At 43.2% G+C, this 18,959-nt stretch carries 22 protein-coding genes and 1 tRNA gene; 4 read left to right on the top strand and 19 right to left on the bottom strand.

Going from position 1 to position 18,959, the window contains the following annotated elements:
* Window positions 1–88: 88 nt before the first annotated feature.
* The 10 genes from DEAC_RS06815 to DEAC_RS23490 form a co-directional block, all read right to left on the bottom strand.
* A complete protein-coding gene (locus tag DEAC_RS06815) occupies window positions 89–490 on the bottom strand; it encodes a single-stranded DNA-binding protein (RefSeq protein WP_047809269.1) in 402 nt (133 codons plus the stop codon).
* A complete protein-coding gene (locus DEAC_RS06810) occupies window positions 484–1,242 on the bottom strand; it encodes a hypothetical protein (protein WP_047809268.1) in 759 nt (252 codons plus the stop codon). Before DEAC_RS06810 ends, DEAC_RS06815 begins: the two co-directional genes overlap by 7 nt.
* A gap of 11 nt (window positions 1,243–1,253) precedes the next feature.
* A complete protein-coding gene (locus DEAC_RS22085) occupies window positions 1,254–2,183 on the bottom strand; it encodes a DnaD domain-containing protein (RefSeq protein ID WP_053006309.1) in 930 nt (309 codons plus the stop codon).
* Between the two features lie 21 nt (window positions 2,184–2,204).
* Window positions 2,205–3,215, bottom strand: coding sequence for a DUF3102 domain-containing protein (locus DEAC_RS06800; RefSeq protein ID WP_047809267.1), 1,011 nt, complete (start codon window positions 3,213–3,215; stop codon window positions 2,205–2,207).
* A gap of 15 nt (window positions 3,216–3,230) precedes the next feature.
* A complete protein-coding gene (locus tag DEAC_RS06795) occupies window positions 3,231–4,862 on the bottom strand; it encodes a PcfJ domain-containing protein (protein ID WP_047809266.1) in 1,632 nt (543 codons plus the stop codon).
* 12 nt (window positions 4,863–4,874) lie between these two features.
* Window positions 4,875–5,246 carry a hypothetical protein gene (locus DEAC_RS06790; protein ID WP_047809265.1) on the bottom strand — a complete coding sequence of 124 codons (372 nt, stop codon included), beginning with the start codon at window positions 5,244–5,246 and terminating at the stop codon, window positions 4,875–4,877.
* A 19-nt stretch (window positions 5,247–5,265) separates the two neighbouring features.
* Window positions 5,266–6,213, bottom strand: a complete 948-nt coding sequence (locus DEAC_RS06785; protein ID WP_047809264.1) for a phage Gp37/Gp68 family protein — start codon at window positions 6,211–6,213, stop codon at window positions 5,266–5,268.
* Window positions 6,214–6,449: 236 nt separating this feature from the next.
* The gene (locus DEAC_RS06780) at window positions 6,450–7,394 is read right to left on the bottom strand and encodes an SUMF1/EgtB/PvdO family nonheme iron enzyme (RefSeq protein ID WP_152671359.1); all 945 of its coding nucleotides are present in this window, start codon (window positions 7,392–7,394) and stop codon (window positions 6,450–6,452) included.
* Window positions 7,395–7,701: 307 nt separating this feature from the next.
* On the bottom strand, window positions 7,702–7,974 hold the full coding sequence (locus DEAC_RS06770; protein ID WP_047809261.1) for a helix-turn-helix domain-containing protein: 273 nt from the start codon (window positions 7,972–7,974) through the stop codon (window positions 7,702–7,704).
* A gap of 141 nt (window positions 7,975–8,115) precedes the next feature.
* On the bottom strand, window positions 8,116–8,253 hold the full coding sequence (locus DEAC_RS23490) for a hypothetical protein (protein WP_161796421.1): 138 nt from the start codon (window positions 8,251–8,253) through the stop codon (window positions 8,116–8,118).
* Window positions 8,254–8,727: 474 nt separating this feature from the next.
* Between DEAC_RS23490 and DEAC_RS06765 the strand changes: the two genes are divergently transcribed.
* Entirely contained in the window at window positions 8,728–8,925 is a 198-nt protein-coding gene (locus DEAC_RS06765; protein WP_047809260.1) for a hypothetical protein, read from the top strand.
* On the opposite strand, the gene DEAC_RS06760 is transcribed toward DEAC_RS06765, so the two are convergent.
* Together DEAC_RS06760 and DEAC_RS06755 are read right to left on the bottom strand one after the other, a co-directional pair.
* A complete protein-coding gene (locus tag DEAC_RS06760; RefSeq protein ID WP_053006308.1) occupies window positions 8,909–9,292 on the bottom strand; it encodes a helix-turn-helix domain-containing protein in 384 nt (127 codons plus the stop codon). The genes DEAC_RS06765 and DEAC_RS06760 overlap by 17 nt on opposite strands.
* A 111-nt stretch (window positions 9,293–9,403) precedes the next feature.
* Window positions 9,404–9,685, bottom strand: a complete 282-nt coding sequence (locus tag DEAC_RS06755; protein ID WP_047809259.1) for a hypothetical protein — start codon at window positions 9,683–9,685, stop codon at window positions 9,404–9,406.
* Between the two features lie 187 nt (window positions 9,686–9,872).
* Here DEAC_RS06755 and lexA point away from each other — a divergent pair, with 187 nt between their 5' ends.
* From lexA to DEAC_RS06745, 3 genes are read left to right on the top strand one after another with little or no spacing between them, the layout of a single operon-like run.
* A complete protein-coding gene (gene lexA, locus DEAC_RS06750) occupies window positions 9,873–10,511 on the top strand; it encodes a transcriptional repressor LexA (protein ID WP_047809258.1) in 639 nt (212 codons plus the stop codon).
* A 1-nt stretch (window position 10,512) separates the two neighbouring features.
* Window positions 10,513–10,674 carry a hypothetical protein gene (locus DEAC_RS23485; RefSeq protein ID WP_161796420.1) on the top strand — a complete coding sequence of 54 codons (162 nt, stop codon included), beginning with the start codon at window positions 10,513–10,515 and terminating at the stop codon, window positions 10,672–10,674.
* On the top strand, window positions 10,675–11,784 hold the full coding sequence (locus tag DEAC_RS06745; protein ID WP_047809257.1) for a tyrosine-type recombinase/integrase: 1,110 nt from the start codon (window positions 10,675–10,677) through the stop codon (window positions 11,782–11,784).
* Between the two features lie 115 nt (window positions 11,785–11,899).
* Here the strand turns inward: DEAC_RS06745 and DEAC_RS06740 are convergent.
* The 7 genes from DEAC_RS06740 to DEAC_RS06710 all read right to left on the bottom strand — a co-directional run bounded on the left by DEAC_RS06740 (window position 11,900) and on the right by DEAC_RS06710 (window position 18,880).
* Window positions 11,900–11,976, bottom strand: a tRNA-Pro gene (locus DEAC_RS06740).
* Between the two features lie 128 nt (window positions 11,977–12,104).
* Window positions 12,105–12,551, bottom strand: coding sequence for an ACT domain-containing protein (locus DEAC_RS06735; RefSeq protein ID WP_047809256.1), 447 nt, complete (start codon window positions 12,549–12,551; stop codon window positions 12,105–12,107).
* A 281-nt stretch (window positions 12,552–12,832) separates the two neighbouring features.
* Window positions 12,833–14,317, bottom strand: coding sequence for a stage IV sporulation protein A (gene spoIVA, locus DEAC_RS06730; protein WP_047809255.1), 1,485 nt, complete (start codon window positions 14,315–14,317; stop codon window positions 12,833–12,835).
* Between the two features lie 218 nt (window positions 14,318–14,535).
* Window positions 14,536–15,549, bottom strand: coding sequence for an NAD(P)H-dependent glycerol-3-phosphate dehydrogenase (locus tag DEAC_RS06725; RefSeq protein WP_047809254.1), 1,014 nt, complete (start codon window positions 15,547–15,549; stop codon window positions 14,536–14,538).
* An 80-nt stretch (window positions 15,550–15,629) separates the two neighbouring features.
* Entirely contained in the window at window positions 15,630–16,220 is a 591-nt protein-coding gene (gene plsY, locus DEAC_RS06720; protein ID WP_047809253.1) for a glycerol-3-phosphate 1-O-acyltransferase PlsY, read from the bottom strand.
* 3 nt (window positions 16,221–16,223) lie between these two features.
* Entirely contained in the window at window positions 16,224–17,555 is a 1,332-nt protein-coding gene (der, locus tag DEAC_RS06715; RefSeq protein ID WP_047809252.1) for a ribosome biogenesis GTPase Der, read from the bottom strand.
* Window positions 17,552–18,880, bottom strand: a complete 1,329-nt coding sequence (locus DEAC_RS06710) for a DUF512 domain-containing protein (protein ID WP_200903106.1) — start codon at window positions 18,878–18,880, stop codon at window positions 17,552–17,554. Before DEAC_RS06710 ends, der begins: the two co-directional genes overlap by 4 nt.
* Between the last annotated feature and the right edge of the window lie 79 nt (window positions 18,881–18,959).

The following is an 18,959-nucleotide window of genomic DNA, read 5'->3' as shown; positions in this document are numbered from 1 at the left end:
AGGTCACTATCCCAACAAGCGTCCCAATAAACCCGCCAAGGAATAAACCAAATCCAAACATCATCAGCGCTTCCTCTCTTTCTCGAAATCAAAAGGGGATATCATCGTTTAAATTAACTTCATGTCCATAAGGATAATCAGACGATGTGGTTGACCCACCCGCTTGTCCTTCTTTCGGGCTTAGGAACCGCACGTTCTCTGCAATTACCTCGGTCACCCATCGACGTTGTCCGTCTTGAGCGGTATATGAGCGGATCTGAATCCTACCGTCTACTGCCGCTAGTTTTCCTTTAGCTAGGTGATTCGCACACAACTCTCCAAGCTGCCGATAGGCAACGCATGGGATAAAATCTGTTTCGCGCTCTCCTTGGGAATTTTTAAAATTACGATCAATGGCCAGAGTAAAATTTGATACGGCAACTCCGGATGGAGTGTATCGTAATTCGGGATCTTTCGTTAGGCGGCCAATTAATACGACTCTGTTTAACACAACCTTGCTCCTCCAAACATCTGAGCTTTTCGCGCCTCAAACTCTTTCTCGGCCTTCTCCATGTACAATCCAAGAAGTATATTCAAGTCACTCTCGACAACCTTCCACATGGATTCAATGTTGTCAGAACTTTCGTAAACAGCTTCAATTTTATTAACATCTTCATCCAAAGCTGCATTTTCGCTGGAGCATTCCGGGCATAAACAATTTTCTGTTGGCGGAACAATTAGCTCTCCGCATTCCCTGCAGAATGTCACTGATGTTATCTCTTTTTGCCCGCCCAAATTTTCCTCATGATCGTTCCGCTTACCATCTTTAGCACAATCACTCTCAGGAATATGCTCCAATTGATTATCAGCCTCGTTTTTCTTCTCTGCGAGGTTTTTGTGATATTCTTCATCCCGTTTTAGTCCATAATCGCAAAGATAACGCGCGATAGTCGATCTACCCATGTTGTACTTTTTGGCAATTTCTTCATTGCCCATGGTTTTGATATCTTCTGCTAACTGCTCTTTTGTTGGCTTATTAATCACTGCGTTTTTATTACCTTTCAAACTCTCCGCCGCCTTCCAATAATCTTGGTGGTTCATAATTGGAGAACGTTCAGGAACATATTCCTCGGGTTGGGTTATGGGATTTCCGTCCTTGTCCACAAAATAGCGAACACACGGTGATGCTTCAGTTTTGGTTTTATCACGAACTAGGTTGTCGATTAGGACAGTTCCGTAAGATCTGCCTTTGTGGTTGGCCATGGTTTTTCACCTCACAAATAAAATTTCTCGTACTTGTCTGATGGCACCCGTGGCGATCCTGAAGGCATGTTCCCCGGATCCTTGTTACGCTTGTGTTCTTTTTGGCTTTTACGCTCCGCTTCACGGGCTTCAACTTGAGATACTGATAAGACCCCAGCTTCTCTCCAGTCCGTCAATACCGCTCGAAGATATTTCATATTGCGGACGCTAGCATAATCACACTGCTTCAGCGCCTCGACCACTAAATCATCAGGATGCTGGCTACCTCGAGTCGAGAACTCATCACACCAGGTCATGATTTCTCTAGACTCCCCAGGAGAAAGCATACGTCCCCAATTCTTCTCAGCCCAGATAAGAGCTCTAGTTCCTACGGCCATGTTTCCTTCGTTTGGCTCTGTATTCTCACTTTTTTCCGTGGCGTTGTTGTTCTCGTCCGCGGATTCGTTTTGAGGCAAACAACAATCATCATTCATGATAGGGGATTCAACATTCAATAAGAGGGATTCAGCCGGGCTCGTACTAACATTTAAATTGCTGGTTTGTGTCTCTAAATTTTTAGGTATGTCCTTGCCGTTTATTTTCGCGGCTTGTTCACACCTAGTTACGGCTTGGTTATCTTCAGGCATATTAGGAAGATTGGACTCCGCTTCTTTCGGATGGGGTTTCTGATGTTTTAAGAAGTTTACGATCTGAATGCACGAAATACCATCAACTGTATAACGGACTATGAATTCAGGTTCTAATAAGTTCAAAAGTTCATTGACATCGCAGTCATCATAAGGCAGAACTTCCGCTTTTATTCGCTTGGGTCGATCTTCTAGCTTGCCTCTGCGATCAGCTAATCCCCATAATCCTATAAATAGGAGACGGGCCAGAGGGGGAAGCTCTCCTAGTTGATCGTTAGCGAAGAAACTCGGTTTTATATTTCTTGCTCTGGCCATTTTTACACCTCACTTGAATCATCACAACCGCTCCGACATTTTACCTAGCAGCCCTTTTACAGCGTTCTTGTATTTATCATGCTCACCAGCATCGATTTCCTCCAGAGTCCTTAGCAAGTCCCCAAATCCCTTTACTAAGGAATCGAAATGAAGTTTAAACCTAATAGGAGCGGTGCCGATCGGCTGGGATGCCTTAGCTTCGAGTTCTTTGTTTCTCTCCCTTAGTTCCTCGAGCTCACGCTCTACGTCTTCAGGGACCTTTTCAATGACCTCGGCAGCTGTTACTTCAACCGGTTCATCCAGTTCCTTTGTCAGTTTATCAACTAAGTTCCTGGCCTCTTTAAGCTCAGCCTGTAGGCGACTTACCATTTCATCAGAAGCGCCGCTATCCTTAGCCTCTTGAAGTAGCCCGGCCAAGCGTTCTGCCTCGTCCTTTGAATGCCGTCGCTCTTTCTCGAGGGTTTCTTGAAGGGTTTTAACATCAGATTTAAGACTTTGTTTTTCCTCGAGTAATTCTCTGACTTCCTCGGCCTTTTCATCAGCGATGCGTTTTGAGCTTTCGGCATTGCTTCTATCCTTGATCCAGTTAGACTCAACCTCTCTAAGCCTTTCCTCCAGCTCTTGCTTTTCTTTAATGGCTTGCTGCAGTTCACGAGTAGACATGTCGTCAATGTTATGCTCCTCTATGAACGCTTCTCGATCTTCCGGAGGGATCCCCAGGAGTGCAACGGCCTGCGTATAACTCAAATTGGCAAGCGCTTGCGATTTTGCGTTGTCGCAGAAGAAAGTAATTTGGTTGGACCCATACTCTTCGAAGATTCTCATCAAGTTACTGGCGGTTCTCTGGGAGTAGTCGACGGACTTTTCGAGCCATTCTCCCCATTCACCATGACCAATCATAGTTTTGGCTTCAACTAGGCGTCGTCCAATTTCAATACTGTTAAAGAGAACCATCTTTCGAGTCTGTTCTTTAATGCTGTTGATCTCAGCTGCAATGATAGATGGTGATCTCTCGAGGGAAAGTTCGTTCATGGAATTTCCTCCTTCTTAGGCTGGTATGGTGACAAGACCTGTTTTTTCTGACTTTTTCTTGTCGGGTACCTTTACATCTTGAGTTTCAATCTTGAGACCGGACTCTTTTGCCCAGGCTAAAATCTCGCTGTTAAGCTTGGAATCAGTCCTGACAGAAGCATTTCTGTCGATCTTGGCTTGAACTAATTGATTATCCTTAATCTCAAGGCAAGCGGCCAGCTTCCCCTTATCGTCGGCCACCAAAACAATCCATTTAGAGTTGTCTTTCATGGCTTGCCCATAGGAAGCAACGCAGTTATGCAATTTATGTCCGGCTTCTAGCAGCTCCATCGATTCCTTAGGCATAAAGAACTTTAACCGCTCCTTTTGCATCGACAGGCGCTTAATGATGTGATCCGGTACATTAAACGTAAGATTCTTATGGGTTTGCTTTTTGTGCCTCAGTGACATCCAGTTATGAAGTTCCCGGAGTCTCACGGATTCAGCCATTAAGGCTTCCCGATTTTCCTTGTTTAATTGCTGGTATAAATTGATGCAATCCCACAGCTCCATCTCTACGCAGTTTTCAACCATGCGTACAATTCCTGTTTCTTGATAAATAGGTTTCATTTCCTTAAGGAAATTGGTTAAGTCGCTACTTAAAACAAACCGGACTCGAGTATCATTGCCAATGTTTCTAAGGGACTCGAATAATCGCATGGCATAATCATGGTTTTCACAAATCTCAAATGACTTGGCCAGAATGTTTATATTAAACGGGTCTTCATTGAGTGATCGCCGAACAGAAGGGAGATTTGGGAGACCTGAAGCTATTATCAAAGCTGTAACCATGTTTTTCTTCTGACGTGTTAACGATAAGACGTTGTCCATAAAGTAAGTATTAAATGTGTCACCAGTGAGCATTTTTTTCTTCCAGAAACCCTCGATATTTTGAGTTGGCTCACGGTACTCAACGGGCAAGTTTGGGGCATCTGGGCAGGCTGATCGATAGGCAATGTTTAAGAGTGGGAGTAAAAAGGTTCCGTGGAATTGCCCAGGGCTGACATACATGGATGGAATTTTATAACCAAGGTGCTTTTCAAGCTTGTTTTGGATGGTCGTTCTCAGGACTTTTAGGATATTATTTAGTTCTTTCTTTTGATTTGTATTGGCAAGACTGCAGGGTAAAAAGAACTTTAGAATACTATCAAATATTTCAGACTTAAAAGGATTACCGAGTTCAATTGGGTCGTCTTTATTAATCACAAGTGTTGCCCTCTGCTTAGCGATATCAAACCTAAAAACTTCTTTATGATCCCCCTCATGGAGGTGTAAATAGTCACTAAAATAGACTGTTTTACTTGATACCTCGAACGTGACTATTTTTTTAAATTCCTTCACGGATAGACGTATTTTGTTCGGTGCTCGCTCGCTGCGCTTGAGGTAAACTACATTCTTTTGATGGTGATGGCCACAAGATGGGCAAGTGAAGTAATTACCACGTTCATACCAACTCATACTTCCGGGTATTTTTCCCCAAGCTGAACTAAAGACCTGATCGCATTCTTCGCAGAAATATTGAAAATGATGTAATCCATTTTTCAGGTAGTCTAAGTCTTCAGCATAGGAGGAAAACATTTGAGGTATTACTAATTCCGCTATTAGCACCTTTACCACCTCCTATAGCAAATCCTCAAGCTTGATATCGAAATCGGCAGCCGCTGTAACACTTTTAGGCTTTTCCGTAACGTTTTGAGCGGGTTTAGTAACGATTACGGTAGGCTTTGCATCAATTCCGAAGTATTTCAAAACAACCTCGAAGCCTTCCTGATCCGTGAGCACTGCACAGTTTCCGTTCTTTTTCTTTTCGGCCACCTTGCGCATTTCCTCGAGGCTTTTGGCTACGGTCTTATCCGTGTTTATTATCTTTTCCGCATCGGTTGGGTTATCGTTCAAATGCTGAAGTAGGAATGAACCAACAACTTGGATATAAGAGTTATTGTTGTTTTTAGTCATTTCCGACTGCAGCTTTTCAATGGCTTTTGTCAGCATGATCTATTAGCTCCTTTCCTCAAAGTTTGGGTATTTCGTTCCACGTCCGGCCATCTAATTCGCGGCCAGCTTTTTTCTTTCCGACCTTTTTTAAATAGACAACTCTGTCTCCGTGAAATCCATGTCCTCCAGCAAAATTCAAGCGACGAATATTTGGTTTTTCCTCGGGTATGTTCTGCCAATCGGGATCATCTTGATCACGGTCATAGAAAGTTTTCCACTCTCCCCATTGTTTAAAGAAATACGGTATGCCAGCTGCTTGGCATTGATCCCTTAGCCCGCTTGCCCAATCAGGATGCATTGGTCGCGCTCCAGGACCTGATTCTCCACCCGCAATAACCCAGTCTAGTTTTGGCCTGTTATCTAGTATGGTAAAGGGAACTGACACGGTACCTGATAATGAGTGAATGAAGGCATCGACTCCCATTGGTTCTATCCGTTCCAAATTAATCGGTCCTAATAATGGTTCACAGCTAACAAACCTAACAAGTACGGGAGCCCGTAGTAGAAGAGGAATTCTTTTATTCGCTGCACCTTGGTTCTCTGCCGAAACACCAAGCCAGACATTGGAACGAAATGTTTCAACCCTAAATTCCTGACTATCCATCCAAATAAAGAACTCCAACATTCTTTCAGGCCTTTTAGTCAAAATCATAAAGGTATGTTGGGGAAGAGTGACCATTCGTGCCCATACTGCCCTAATAAATTCGAACGGCACATCCTCGTGAAACAAATCGCTCATGGAATTTACAAATATTCTTCTGGGTTTCTTCCACTTCGATGGTTCATCTAGCTTCTCGGGATGAAGGACCACTCTAAAAGGATTATCTGCTGGGTACCCACAACGCCCGGCTAGACGTTTGCTCATTCTCTCGGCGTAACAATTACGGCAACCTTCAGATACTTTGGTGCAGCCCGTAACCGGGTTCCAAACAGTATCCGTCCATTCAATACTTGTCTTAGCCATTTCTTCTCCGCCTCCCTCGGCTACCAAGCCACTTCCAATAACGAAGGCTTACAAGAAGACTTGCGTCAGCGATTCTAAAAGCTTTCTCCTCGTTTCCTGATCGCATTTCTTCAATTGCCCACTTTCTCAATTCGTGATAGAGGGGAGGATGAATACTTTCCTCCATGTAACTCGACCTCCGTTTAAGAACTTTTAGAGTAAGGCGCTCTATCGAGCGCCCATCAGATTACAGGTTATTAGATTTCAGGGATCTGGACAAAAGCGGAGCGAAACCCGATGTTCGTGTTCACGATCGACCGGGGGTTGTACAGGAACAAAGAGAACACGCCAGCGCTGGAGCCGTAGCCCCAGTTGCCGCCACGATACGGGAGGCGTTCGCCATCGGCATCGGCGAAGATATATTCTGTCAGGTCAGCGTTGTCCGAGGGGTACAAAGCAAGTTCCTTTAATACATCCGGTATTTCAACATCTGCTCCCAGGTTGGAAAACTTGCATCCATTCCAGCCCTCTGGTTTTTCTGTGGTGACCTTTAATCCGTTTTCATCCTCGGTGTATTTAAACGTTTTTCCATCTACTTTTATAGGCTGCCATTCATGGCTCGTTTTCGACTGGTCTATATGTTTGGCGGCATTGTTGTCAGGTATTATTTGGATTTCACCGTCTAAAAGCCTTAAGCCACCGACCCATTCCCAGACGTTTCCGTTCAGGTCAAAGATTCCATCCGGTGTGTGGTCATGGGACCAAGTATCTGGGCCGCTCCCTGTGAGAACCTTACAATCGTCAAAGCAAATGCCTTTCTCGTCTCGATGGGAATAATCCGATCCTCCGTAATTGTTGCCGCGAGGAAGCGTACCGTTTTTCTTGCACCACAATGCGATCGCAGCCCATTCGGCATTTGTTATAAGGTGCCATCCTTTGCCCTTAGACTCACAGGCCTCCTTGGCTTGATCAAAGGTTAAGCTGACAGTTGGTTTCTGAAAGGGTAGGCTATACGCTTTGCCGTTTACGATAATGTTCTGGAATTTTGAAATGAAGATCTCCGGCACTTCAACCCCATCGATAATAAATGCCGAACAGGTAACTTCTCTGCCTCCAGAAATAACATCAGAATATTTAAACTTTGGCACTCGCACCATCATACCCGGTTTTCCGGAGTTATCGAAAATTACAGTCGTGTTCATAAAAATCCTTCTTTCCATTTTTAATTTTGGGTTTGAGGAAATTATTTATGTCTTGAATGACCCTTTTTCTTCCGTCGACTCTTAGGATAATTGCGATACTTTTCAGCCCTAGATTTAACCCCTTTTTTCACTTTTAGTTTCGGCAAAATAGGAGTGAAGGCAAGTCTGGTTTTTCCGTAAGCCCAATATCCCTCTGGGCATTTTTCGAGAACCACACCGCAGCCAGGAGCCTTACAAAATGACCTTGTTTTACCAGGTTCGAATTCCATGGCTCTACCGCACACACAGGTTGGGATTAACATAAGAATCACACTCCCTGCGTAGCAATCGCCTTTAATTTCCGGCAGATAACCGTTTGGTCTATGCCATAGATCTCGCCGATGTCCTTAAGAGATAATCCTTTCTCTCGAAGTTTTGCCATATCTTGAATGTCATCATCAGTAATCTTATTGCGAACTTTACTTGGCCTGTCGCTTTGAATTTTTTCGAAAGCTGTTTCCGGCATACAGTTTCCGAAGATAGAAACTACAAGGGCATAATAGTTTAGTCTTACAGTTTCTGTGCAGGAAAGCGCATACAACTCTTTTCAACCCCTTTCTTGTCACTGGGGAGAATAAAAGGTACAATAGTCTTGATTAATTTTCTTGTGGAGCCGTTTTACGGCTCTTTTTTATTTTCCGGAAAAGCGATGCAGGGTATTGGTCAAAGCGCTCATTCCTTTCTACCGCAGCCTGCCGCCAGAACGCAATAACATCTGCCAGCGTTGATGATGCCGCTGCTTCTTTTTCCTCCATTGATAATCGGAAACTATGCGTTTAATGCGGTCGGACCTAAGGAGTAATTGGCGGAGCGTTTTCATGACTTCACCTCCCTCGTTAGGGTGTAAACATTGATATGTCCTTGAATCAAGAAGGTATCAAGCGATTTTTCCTCTCTGGAGGGCTAAATAACACCGCTCCGCGATATCAACCGCTTCACGAAGGCTTGTCCTCTTGCCAAAGATGGAGCGGTTGATTCTTATGTCAGAGGACGCTAGTTCAAGGATAAGACGGAATTCCGAGTCGGTTAGAGTTCCCAGGGTTGATTCAAGTATTGTTCTTAGCAATAATCTCGCCCCTTTCTCATGCCACGTTTAGTTCCGCTTTTGCCTCTTCCTCGGAGTCAAAACACCCGGCAAATTCTCCATCAATCCAGAGTTCGACGTAGCCCCGCTTCTGGATGATCGTGTATGACATGGCATCACCTCCTTGAAAATATTTACAGGATTCTCCACCCTTATGTCGAAATGGTTGTTGTCCAGACTTCCAAATTCAGAAGAGAGGAGGTGTTAGATATGGGATTTGATATCAACCTCAAGGATGTTCAGGAATCGATTTTAGCTAAGGTACGTCAAAATGTTGGAGAAGAAACCGGCCCACAAAATATGGTTAATTCAATAGCTTTAATAGCCTCTAATGTATGTCGTGACTTTTTGGAGGAAAATAACAGATTAATTTGGGAAGAACTTAAAAATCTTAAAGTTGTTGAGTAGACCGGTTAATTTTAGCGGTAATATTTTTGATTAACTCATCAATGTCAGCTTCATGCCGAACTGAAACTTGCCCTTTCAGTTCGGCTATTTCTTTTTCTAAAGATGATAATCGTTTGTCAAACTCCCGTTCTTTCTGATCCTCTCTTATACCTAAAAGATAGTCTGCTGAAACATCAAAGAAGTCTGCAAATTTCAGTAATATTTCTGCATCCGGAGTACGCGCCCCGGTCTCATAGTTACCGATAGAACCACGCGCAATACTGATTTTCTCAGCCAACTCATCTTGTTTTAAACCCTTTGCTAATCTAAGACCTCTTAAGCGCTTTCCAAGGTCAATTCGAAAATCATTTGCTTTTATAGTTTCCACCTCCCTTAATGGAATACCAAGGTTTTCGCAAACTACCTGTTCTCCTACTCTCGATAAACCTAAACGCCTTGCTTAGATTGGACCGTTTCAGATCCCATTAACTATGTTAACTTACACAACTTTTTTCTTTGATAAGTACTCTTTCAATGTTGAGCCACTCAACTTATGAGGAAAAAAATATCGGTTTAATTCAGTTTGTTTAATGTCAAGTAGATCGGAAAGAGTGTCTACTTCTTTTACATCAAATAATTGAAACCCATTGATTTTGTCGCAGAAATTATTAGTTGTAATACCTAACTCGGTACTAAGTTTATCGTATGAGGATTTCTTCTCGCGAATCAAACCCTTAAGGGCCGACAATTCCAAATATTTTTGTTGTTTCTTTTTTGTCATAAATTCACCCCCTAATGAGTATAATGTTTAGTTACTCAACCTCTTGGAAATACTATAAATCTTTATGTTGAGCGTGTCAACCATTTTATCAATATATATAATAAAAAATATTATATTAATGTTGATAAAATCAACACAGTTGCATATAATGTACGTTAAGGAAATAACATTATGGATGGGGAGTGTCATGAATAACAAGGCCTTCGATCAAGAGAAATTTGCGGAGCGATTGATAAAGCTAATGACCGAAAATAACGACACAATATACAGTCTAGCCGAGTATTTACACCTTAGTCCAAGTGCCATTAGTCGATATACATCAGGAAGTATGAAACCTAAGATTCTTACCATTGATGCTATATCCACAAAATACAGGGTTAACCCAACTTGGTTAATGGGATGTGATGTAGATAAATACTTGGAAACTGACAAGTCAACCAGGACATTTAAACGTGTCCCTTTGGTTGGAACTATAGCTGCAGGAATACCAATTTTAGCTCAACAAAATATCGAAGGATTTGAATTCGTTCCAGAAGACATTAATGTTGATTTTTGCCTTCGTGTTAAAGGCGATAGTATGACGGGGGCAAGGATCTTGGACGGAGATATTGTTTTTATTAGGCAGCAATCGGAAGTTGAAACGGGCGAGATTGCTGCCGTGATGATAGATGGAGAAGCAACTCTTAAGCGAGTCTATAAGATCAATAGCAGTATAATACTTCGACCCGAGAATCCGAATTATCCCGAACAAGTATATTCCAAAAGGGATATGAAGGATGTTTCTATATTGGGTAAGGCAATTCGTTTTCAATCGGAGGTGAGATAATATGGCTAGTTTTACTCATAGATCAAATGGAAGGTGGCAAGCAAGAATTGTTATTGGTAAGGATGAGAATGGAAAGACATTAACTAAATATCTTACTCGAGACTCTTTAAGAGAATGCAAGCAAGCCGTTTCAGAAATTGAGCAAAGGAAAGTGACAATGTAAATGGCAAGCATAAAAAAACGCCCAAACGGATCGTATCAGGCTACAATCTATGTGGGAAGGGATGATGATGGCAAGCAACTTTTCAAGTACGTTACTAAGTCCACGATGAAAGAATGCAAGGCCGCAGCCAGGGAGATTGAGCAGCAATTAATTGATGGGTCATTATCTCAAGTTGATAACATTAGAATTGCCGAATGGATTAAAAATTGGATCGATATCCATAACAAGCAATATAGCCCAAGCGTTATTGTTTTGTATAAGGGATATTTGAAAAATCATTTTCGCCCGTTCTTTAAGCAAATGAAATTCAAGGATCTGAGAGAAATTCACATCAAAAAATTGCAAAACGAACTCCTGGGAAAAATGTCTTCCACTAGCGCACGAAGAGTAATGTCTTGTTTAAGGCCAATATTATACGATGCGCTAAAGAATCGAAATCCAATGAAAGACGTCAAGTTGCCAAAGGAGGAAAAAGTTGATTATTCTGATGTCCCAACAACTGAAAAATTCCGAGCGATCCATAGCGCAGTCAAGGGTACCAGAGATGAACCAATTATTCTTCTAGCCGGTTGGTGTGGATTGAGACGTGAAGAGATATTCGCGCTAAAACCTAACGACTTGAATTTCGATAATTGTACGATCAGAATTGATGAAGCATATGTCATTAATGATCAAGGTAAATATGAAATTAAAACTACTAAGTCAGAAAATGGACTTAGAACCGTTGCCGCCCCCCCTTATCTTATGAATCTGATAAACGATGTAATTAAGAATGGGTTTACGCTCACCAAGAAAGAGCGAAAAGTTATTGAAATCACTGAGATAAAAAACAAGGAAGAAAAGCTTATCTTTCCGATGCGTCCAGATTCCTATACCAGTTATCTAGCCAAACTCGTAAAAGACAAAAAAATACCGAAGACAAGATTGCACTTCCTCCGGCATTATCATGCCACTTGGCTTTATGAAAATGATGTACTAGATCATTTAGCAGCCGAGCGACTGGGACACGATATTAAGGTTTTAAAAGCGATATATCAACATCTTGGAGTTCAAAAGAAAGAAACAATTAACAAAAAAATTATAGAACTCCAACAACAGGAAATCAATTAAATTATACAAAATGAGACCATTTCTCCAAATGGTCTCTCTTTATTTTCAGTTGGGCATTTGTTGGGCATTCCCATTTTCCTTGCCTAACAAAATGGCCGACGATCCGCATAAATTATGGTCGGAGCGACACGATTTGAACGTGCGACCTCTACCACCCCAAGGTAGCGCTCTACCAAGCTGAGCCACGCCCCGATTGTTTCTCCAAAAGAAGACTTATACAGATTAACATATTAAAGAAAGAAATGCAACCCCAAGCCAAACTCATTTTATCCTTTTTTTCTATTAAACAAGCAAATTATCAAGCAATCCTCTCTCTGCCTCTAGGTTTGACCAATTATCTCAATTTTTCGGACCCCGGTGATTTTACCAAGTCCGTTCAAGAGATCTTCAGGGATGTCATCCATTCCTGCTGTTTCCAAGGAAATTGAAACATTGGCAATGCCCTGAAGGGGAATTCCCTGATTGATGGTTAAGACATTTCCTTTTAAGGAAGCAATAAAATTCAGGACATGAGAAAGCACTCCGGCTTTGTTTTCCAAAATCAGAGAAATGGTTAAGATTTTTTCGCGGCTGGCTTCATAAAACGGAAACACGCCGTCTTTATACTTATAGTAGGCGCTTCTGCTTAAACCTACTCGTTCAACTGCTTCATTAATCGTATAGACATCTCCTTTTACCAGGAGTTCCTTTGCCTTTGCAGTCTTCAAAATGGCTTCAGGCAGTATGTCTTTACTAACTATTAAAAAATCGTTCGTCTTGCCAACCACCAAATCTCACCTATCTCTCGATCATCCTAAATGTCCAGGATTATTATAAGCTAATTAGTACAAGTTTTGCAAGAACTCAAACTTATTAACGCACCGTCTAAACCTTTTGTCCTGATAGGACAAGAGGTCAATTCTCAAAAAAGTCAGCCAGCCATAGAAAACAGGAACGTCAGACACAGCCTTCAGGCGCTCTAACGTTCCTGTTTTGCACTTCAGCATCAACAAATGATAACCGATAAATACCTAATGAATATCCACGTTTTGGGGTTAGATTCTCGTGGTTAAATAATGATGCAGATCAGCCCGCCGTTGCCATCATTAACTATCCGCTGTAATGTATCTTGCAGTTTGTGCTGGGCATTTTCCGGCATCTTGTAGAGTTTATTTTGGATTCCTTCCCTGACTAAATCATGCAGTGATTTGCCGAAGATATTAGAACTCCAAACCTTTTTAGGATCGCTTTCAAATTCATCGAGAATGTATTTCACCAGTTCCTCTGCTTGTTTTTCAGTACCAATCAACGGGGTGATTTCAGTCGTGACATCTGCCCTGATGATATGGAGGGAAGGAGCACTCGCTTTGAGCTTGATGCCATAATGCCCTCCTTGCTTAACAAGTTCAGGTTCTTCCAAGAACATTTCTTCTAATTGGGGAGTTACAACGCCATAGCCATTGACCCGAACTTCTTCGATGGCGACGGACATTTTATCCCATTCCCTCTTAGCTTTGCTGTAATCCTGAACTATACGCAGCAAGGAGTGATCCCCTTCTATTTCCAGCCCTGTAAGCTCCTGTAAGACTGATTTAAAGAGGCCCTCGACAGCAGTCATTTCGATATTGGCTACGCCTGTACCTAGGTTCATTTCCTTTAAAAGAACATCTTGAGCATACTCGCATTCTGCTAAAGCATCCAAAGCTTGATCAATATCCCGCAAGCGGCGAACACCTTCGATAGCTTTGCGGACGGTATCTTCAAAAGCCGACCGTACCGGATGGGAACTTTCAAGTTCTTCAACCCATTTCGGCAGATCAATATTAACCTCAGCCACCGGGAACTCATAAAGTACTTCTTCGAGAATCTGAGTGATATCCTCTTGGGTCATATCCAAGCAGTTCACTGCGAGAACCGGAATACTGTATTTTTCTTCCAAATCACGACATAATTCCATGGTATTGTCCGCATAAGGACGAGTCGTATTCAATAGTACAACAAAGGGTTTTCCAAGTTGACGAAGCTCGTAGATGACTCTCTCCTCGGCATCTAAGTAAGCTTCCCGAGGAAGATCGGTGATCGAACCATCGGTTGTAATGACAACCCCAATGGTCGCATGGTCGGTAATAACTTTGCGAGTGCCTAATTCCGCTGCCTCCTGGAAAGACATGGGTTCATCGCTCCAAGAGGTCTTCATCATACGTGGTTCTTCTCCATCTTCGGCCTCATAACCTATAGCGCCCTCAACGCCGTAACCCACACAATCCACTAAACGTACATTCATATGGATGGAGTCTTTGACGACGATTTCCACGGATTCCGAGGGAATAAACTTCGGTTCTGTCGTCGTAATCATTCGACCTGTCCCGCTTTGAGGAAGCTCATCTTTAGCCCGTTCCCGCTCAAAGGCATCTTGAATGTTGGGTAGGACCAGGAGGTCCATGAAACGTTTGATGAAGGTGGACTTACCTGTGCGGACTGGCCCGACGACACCGAGGTAAATATCGCCCCCCGTACGTTCTGCGATATCCCTAAAAATGTCTAGTTTTTCCATTAGAAATTTCCCTCCCTTTTGAGTGCTGTCCCAAAAATTGGGGAAGGGCCTCCACCTTATCTCCCCTTCCACCTCCCTGTAACTCGTGGATACCCGATAACTGGACTAGCACATTAAGCAATATAATTATATTGAGGTTTTTCCGGAAATATGACAGTAGAAAAAAACACAGGGCAGGATTTTTATCCTGCCCTGTGCTGTAAGCAAATTGTTTTCACTTACTTAAACCAACTCATTTCTACGACTTCCTCAAGTTCATGCTTCTTCCCGCGCATCATCAAATCTGTAACAGCAATTTTTGGATCAGCGCCTTCGAACAAGACCTTGTAGGCTTGTTGAGTGATCGGCATGGAAATATTCTTTTCTAGACTGAGTTGATAGGCTACTCGAGTATTTCTAACCCCCTCAACAACCATACCTACGTCATGAAGAACAGTATCCAGAGGTTTCCCCTGTCCAAGAGCAACGCCCGCTCGCCGGTTGCGGCTATGTTGGCTCGTACACGTCACAATTAGGTCACCAACACCGGACAGCCCGGCAAAGGTAAGAGGATGCCCACCCATGGCTACTCCCAAACGAGCAATTTCTGCCAGCCCTCGGGTCATTAAAGCAGCCTTTGTGTTATCCCCAAAACCTAACCCTTCGGCAATGCCTGTACATAAGGCAATGACGTTTTTTAAGGCTCCCCCAAGTTCCACGCCGATGACATCGGGATTGGTATATACTCTGAATTTTGGGGTCATCATTAAATCCTGAACTTTTTCAGCAATCTCAACATCGGAAGCCACCACCACGGTTGTCGGAATATCTCTGCCGACTTCCTCCGCATGACTAGGCCCTGATAAAACAGCAATAGCCTGCTCGGTCAGTTCTTGTTTCAATACTTCCGAAAGACGATTATGTGTTTCTTCTTCCAATCCTTTAGCCGTATTAACCACAATTCCGCCCGGTCTTAAGTTAGGTTTTATAAACTGAGCAGCCTCGCGAATATTGTGGGAGGGGACACTCAAAATCACGAGATCAGCGTTCAGTTCTGTGACATCTGTGGTGGGTGTGAGTCCTGAAGGCAAGACAACTCCCGGTAGATAGCGCACATTTTCACGGAGCTTGCTCATTTGTGCCATTTCATCAGCCTTCCGGCCAATCAATGAGACTTGATGACCCGCTTTGCTCAAGAGAACAGCCAAGGCACTTCCCCAGCTCCCAGCTCCATAAACCGCAACTTTCGACATTAACCTACCTCCTAATTCGATGTTAAGTACTCGATATTCGAGGTTCGATTAGGTGGGTCCTGAACGAGTTCACTTCCTAATCAACTCTTCTTATTCCCAAATTTATTTTCAGTCCCGTGTAGTAGCCGTTTGATATTCGAGCGATGAAGAACTATCACAATTGAAGCCCCAACTAAACCAAAAATCCGATAAGCCAGGGGCTCTCGAAAGAGGAACACTGATATGGCCACTGTAAGAGCCGCAACAATCGATCCCAAGGAAACGTAGCGTGTTGCCCAAACAACGAGAATAAACAACCCGACAGCCAGCAGCATAACCTTGGGCATCAAGACTGTGATAATTCCAAATCCTGCAGCTACTCCTTTACCGCTTGGCCGAAAAGCAAAAAAAGGATTCCAACTATGACCGGCCATAGCCAATAATCCTCCTGCAATGCCGCCCCAGGCACCAAAAGCCCAATAACCCAAAGCCGCCGCTGAAGCTCCTTTCATAAAATCGCCGAACAGCACAGCAATTCCCAATTTTACGCCTAAAAGGCGAAAGGCATTGGTGGTACCAACATTTCCGCTGCCATGCCGCCGGACGTCAATTCCTTTAAGGAGACCTGCGAAATAAGCAAAAGGTATTGCTCCAAGAAAATACGCTAAGATAAATATCAAGTAGCGTAACATCACTTACTCCTTCTCTTCATCTTTTTGACGAATTATAATTCGGATCGGTGTTCCTTCAAATCCGAAATGTTTCCGCATTTGATTCTCTAAATAACGTTTATAAGAAAAATGCATCAATTCCGGATCATTGACAAAGAAAACAAACGTAGGTGGTTTTACACTTGCCTGGGTAAGATAAAGCACCTTTAATCTCCGCCCTTTATCTGTTGGAGGGGGATTGAGATGAAGCCATTCGCGCACCAAAGTGTTTAAGGTCGCAGTTGTTACTCGCGTAGAATTCTGCTCGGTTACAAAATCAACGAGCTCTAATATTTTATGCACACGCTGCCCGGTTTTTGCAGAAATGAACATAGTAGGCGCATATTGCAAAAACCCCAATTCTTCGCGAATCGTCTTTTCAAATTTGTTAATCGTCTTATCGTCTTTTTCCACGAGGTCCCATTTATTGACCACGATAACGATGGCTTTACCGGCATCATGGGCATAGCCTGCTATTTTTTTATCTTGTTCTGTGACACCTTCTGTGGCATCAAGGAGCATAAGAATCACATCGGAACGATCAACGGCATGTAAGGAACGCACGACGCTGTATTGTTCAGTTAGTTCCTCGATACGACCTTTGCGGCGCATACCGGCAGTATCAATAAGAATATAATGTTTTCCTTCATACTCAAAGGGAGTATCGATAGCATCTCGGGTCGTTCCAGGGATGTTGCTGACGATAACTCGTTCTCTCCCCAGCATATTATTGACTAAGGATGATTTTCCCACATTAGGACGTCCGATAACTGAAATTCGAATAACGTCAGGGTCATAATCCTCCCCAGCATTTTCCGGCAAATTGGAAACAACCATATCCAACAGGTCACCCATATTCATGCCATGAACCGCTGAAATAGGAATCGCTTCCCCAAGCCCCAAGGCCAGAAAGTCGTAGAGTTGTCCCTCAGCCTTTTCAAAGTCTTCAACTTTATTTGCCGCCAACAACACTGGTTTACCTGAACGCCGCAGAGTACGCGCAATCAAATCGTCATCAGGCGTGGGCGCCAATTGGGCATCTACAACTAAAATTACCACATCAGCCTCTTCCACAGCAATCTCTGCCTGTTTGCGCATCTGTGAAGCGATAGGCGTCCCTTCAGCTTTAAACTCGATCCCTCCGGTATCAATCAAGGCAAACTTGCGGCCCAACCACTCAGCATCCCGATAGAGACGATCCCTCGTTACTCCAGGTTTATTTTCGACAATGGCTACAAGCCCTCCGGCTATACGATTAAAAAGAGTTGATTTGCCAACATTAGGACGTCCGACAATTGCTACCACTGGCTTACTCAAACTGTTTTCCCCCCCAAGCTATATCCAATGACCTGTTCTAAAAACGCTGTTCCATGATTTTCAACAATTTTAGCCCGGCCGTTAACCTTTTCTTCTAACCATTGAACACTGTAATCATCGAGAAAGATCGGCTCATCCGCTTTCAGCATAACCCGCGGAATAAGAAAGTCATCCCCCGCCAAATCACCCAGTTGAAGGGCAATATCTTGAGCAGTCAGTAAACCGGCTACTGTCACCGAGGATCCGAAAAAGTCATTGCGAATGGCATGAACGGATATCGTTAAGCCCCTCACGTGATCCATTAATTTCCGAGACCATTTCTCAAAAAGCCCCTGGGCCGAAGTTCCGGTGACAAGATGCACATGTCTTTGAGAAATTGAATTTGGCAAATAGGGCCACCCTATTTCCAGTTCCGAAATAAACGTTCGAGCCATACCCACTCCGTTTTCTAATTGGGGAAAATCGTCATAAACTGAAGTTTCAGGAAACTCCCGTCCTGCTAAAACATAAAACTCATCGGCAAAATAAACCAAATGCTGTCCTGTTCGCTTATAAAAATCCTGCTGCCACAGTTCAGCCTGATCCAATATATGAGCTGCTTCTGCGGGAGTAAATCCACGCAGGGACGTTAAATGTTCCCGATAGCGGGTTAATCCCACGGGAACTACGGCGATTGACTGCACTGACGGATAATGTTCCCCCAGCTTCATAATTGTCTCCGTCAGCACCTCTCCATCGTTATGCTCAGGAACTAAGACAATTTGAGCATGAATAGCTATGCCTGCCTCCGTTAGGCGTTGAATTTGCTGAGGCAGTTTCCCGGCTTGTGGATTCTTCATTAGCTTGACACGTATTTCCGGATTCCAAGCATGAACAGAAATATAGAGCGGGCTAAGATGAAAGTCAATAATCCTCTTGATTTCTTCGTCACTCAAATTCGAGAGTGTAATGAAACTCCCTTGAGTCATAGAAAGCCGATAATCATCATCTTTATCATAAAGTGTAGCCCGCATCCCCTTTGGCATTTGAGCTACAAAGCAAAAGGTACAATTATTACAACAGAGTTTCGTTCCTTCTGAGCTAATAGTTTCGACGTCTATACCTAGAAATTCCCCTGGAGCCTTCTCGATTTCCAATTCCCATTCTTCGCCATTACCTTTTTCGATAAGTAACGTGAATTCCTCATCAGAAATGCCATACTGGAAATCAATAACATCTCTCAATTCCTCACCATTTACAGCCAGAACTCGATCCCCGACCTGAATTTCCATTTCTTCTGCGATACTGCCTGGGCTAACCCCCGCAATCACCAGACCTTTAACCAAACGTTCCATCCTCCTAAGCAATCAGAGCAGGGAATATTATCCCAGTTCTTTACTGCCTTACAGTATACTATATTTAGAT

Origin of the sequence: Desulfosporosinus acididurans, from assembly GCF_001029285.1 — a bacterium.
Lineage (GTDB): Bacteria > Bacillota > Desulfitobacteriia > Desulfitobacteriales > Desulfitobacteriaceae > Desulfosporosinus > Desulfosporosinus acididurans.
Note: the sequence above shows the minus strand (reverse complement) of the source record. Positions and strands in the feature narration are given on the sequence as shown.

What these genes read in the sequence shown, in the direction of transcription:
- DEAC_RS06810 (WP_047809268.1), bottom strand. Translation starts at nt 1,242, where the DNA reads ATGGCCAACCACAAAGGCAGATCTTACGGAACTGTCCTAATCGACAAC.
- DEAC_RS22085 (WP_053006309.1), bottom strand. Translation starts at nt 2,183, where the DNA reads ATGGCCAGAGCAAGAAATATAAAACCGAGTTTCTTCGCTAACGATCAA.
- DEAC_RS06800 (WP_047809267.1), bottom strand. Translation starts at nt 3,215, where the DNA reads ATGAACGAACTTTCCCTCGAGAGATCACCATCTATCATTGCAGCTGAG.
- DEAC_RS06790 (WP_047809265.1), bottom strand. Translation starts at nt 5,246, where the DNA reads ATGCTGACAAAAGCCATTGAAAAGCTGCAGTCGGAAATGACTAAAAAC.
- DEAC_RS06785 (WP_047809264.1), bottom strand. Translation starts at nt 6,213, where the DNA reads ATGGCTAAGACAAGTATTGAATGGACGGATACTGTTTGGAACCCGGTT.
- DEAC_RS06780 (WP_152671359.1), bottom strand. Translation starts at nt 7,394, where the DNA reads ATGAACACGACTGTAATTTTCGATAACTCCGGAAAACCGGGTATGATG.
- DEAC_RS23490 (WP_161796421.1), bottom strand. Translation starts at nt 8,253, where the DNA reads ATGAAAACGCTCCGCCAATTACTCCTTAGGTCCGACCGCATTAAACGC.
- DEAC_RS06765 (WP_047809260.1), top strand. Translation starts at nt 8,728, where the DNA reads ATGGGATTTGATATCAACCTCAAGGATGTTCAGGAATCGATTTTAGCT.
- DEAC_RS06755 (WP_047809259.1), bottom strand. Translation starts at nt 9,685, where the DNA reads ATGACAAAAAAGAAACAACAAAAATATTTGGAATTGTCGGCCCTTAAG.
- lexA (WP_047809258.1), top strand. Translation starts at nt 9,873, where the DNA reads ATGAATAACAAGGCCTTCGATCAAGAGAAATTTGCGGAGCGATTGATA.
- DEAC_RS23485 (WP_161796420.1), top strand. Translation starts at nt 10,513, where the DNA reads ATGGCTAGTTTTACTCATAGATCAAATGGAAGGTGGCAAGCAAGAATT.
- DEAC_RS06745 (WP_047809257.1), top strand. Translation starts at nt 10,675, where the DNA reads ATGGCAAGCATAAAAAAACGCCCAAACGGATCGTATCAGGCTACAATC.
- spoIVA (WP_047809255.1), bottom strand. Translation starts at nt 14,317, where the DNA reads ATGGAAAAACTAGACATTTTTAGGGATATCGCAGAACGTACGGGGGGC.
- DEAC_RS06725 (WP_047809254.1), bottom strand. Translation starts at nt 15,549, where the DNA reads ATGTCGAAAGTTGCGGTTTATGGAGCTGGGAGCTGGGGAAGTGCCTTG.
- plsY (WP_047809253.1), bottom strand. Translation starts at nt 16,220, where the DNA reads ATGTTACGCTACTTGATATTTATCTTAGCGTATTTTCTTGGAGCAATA.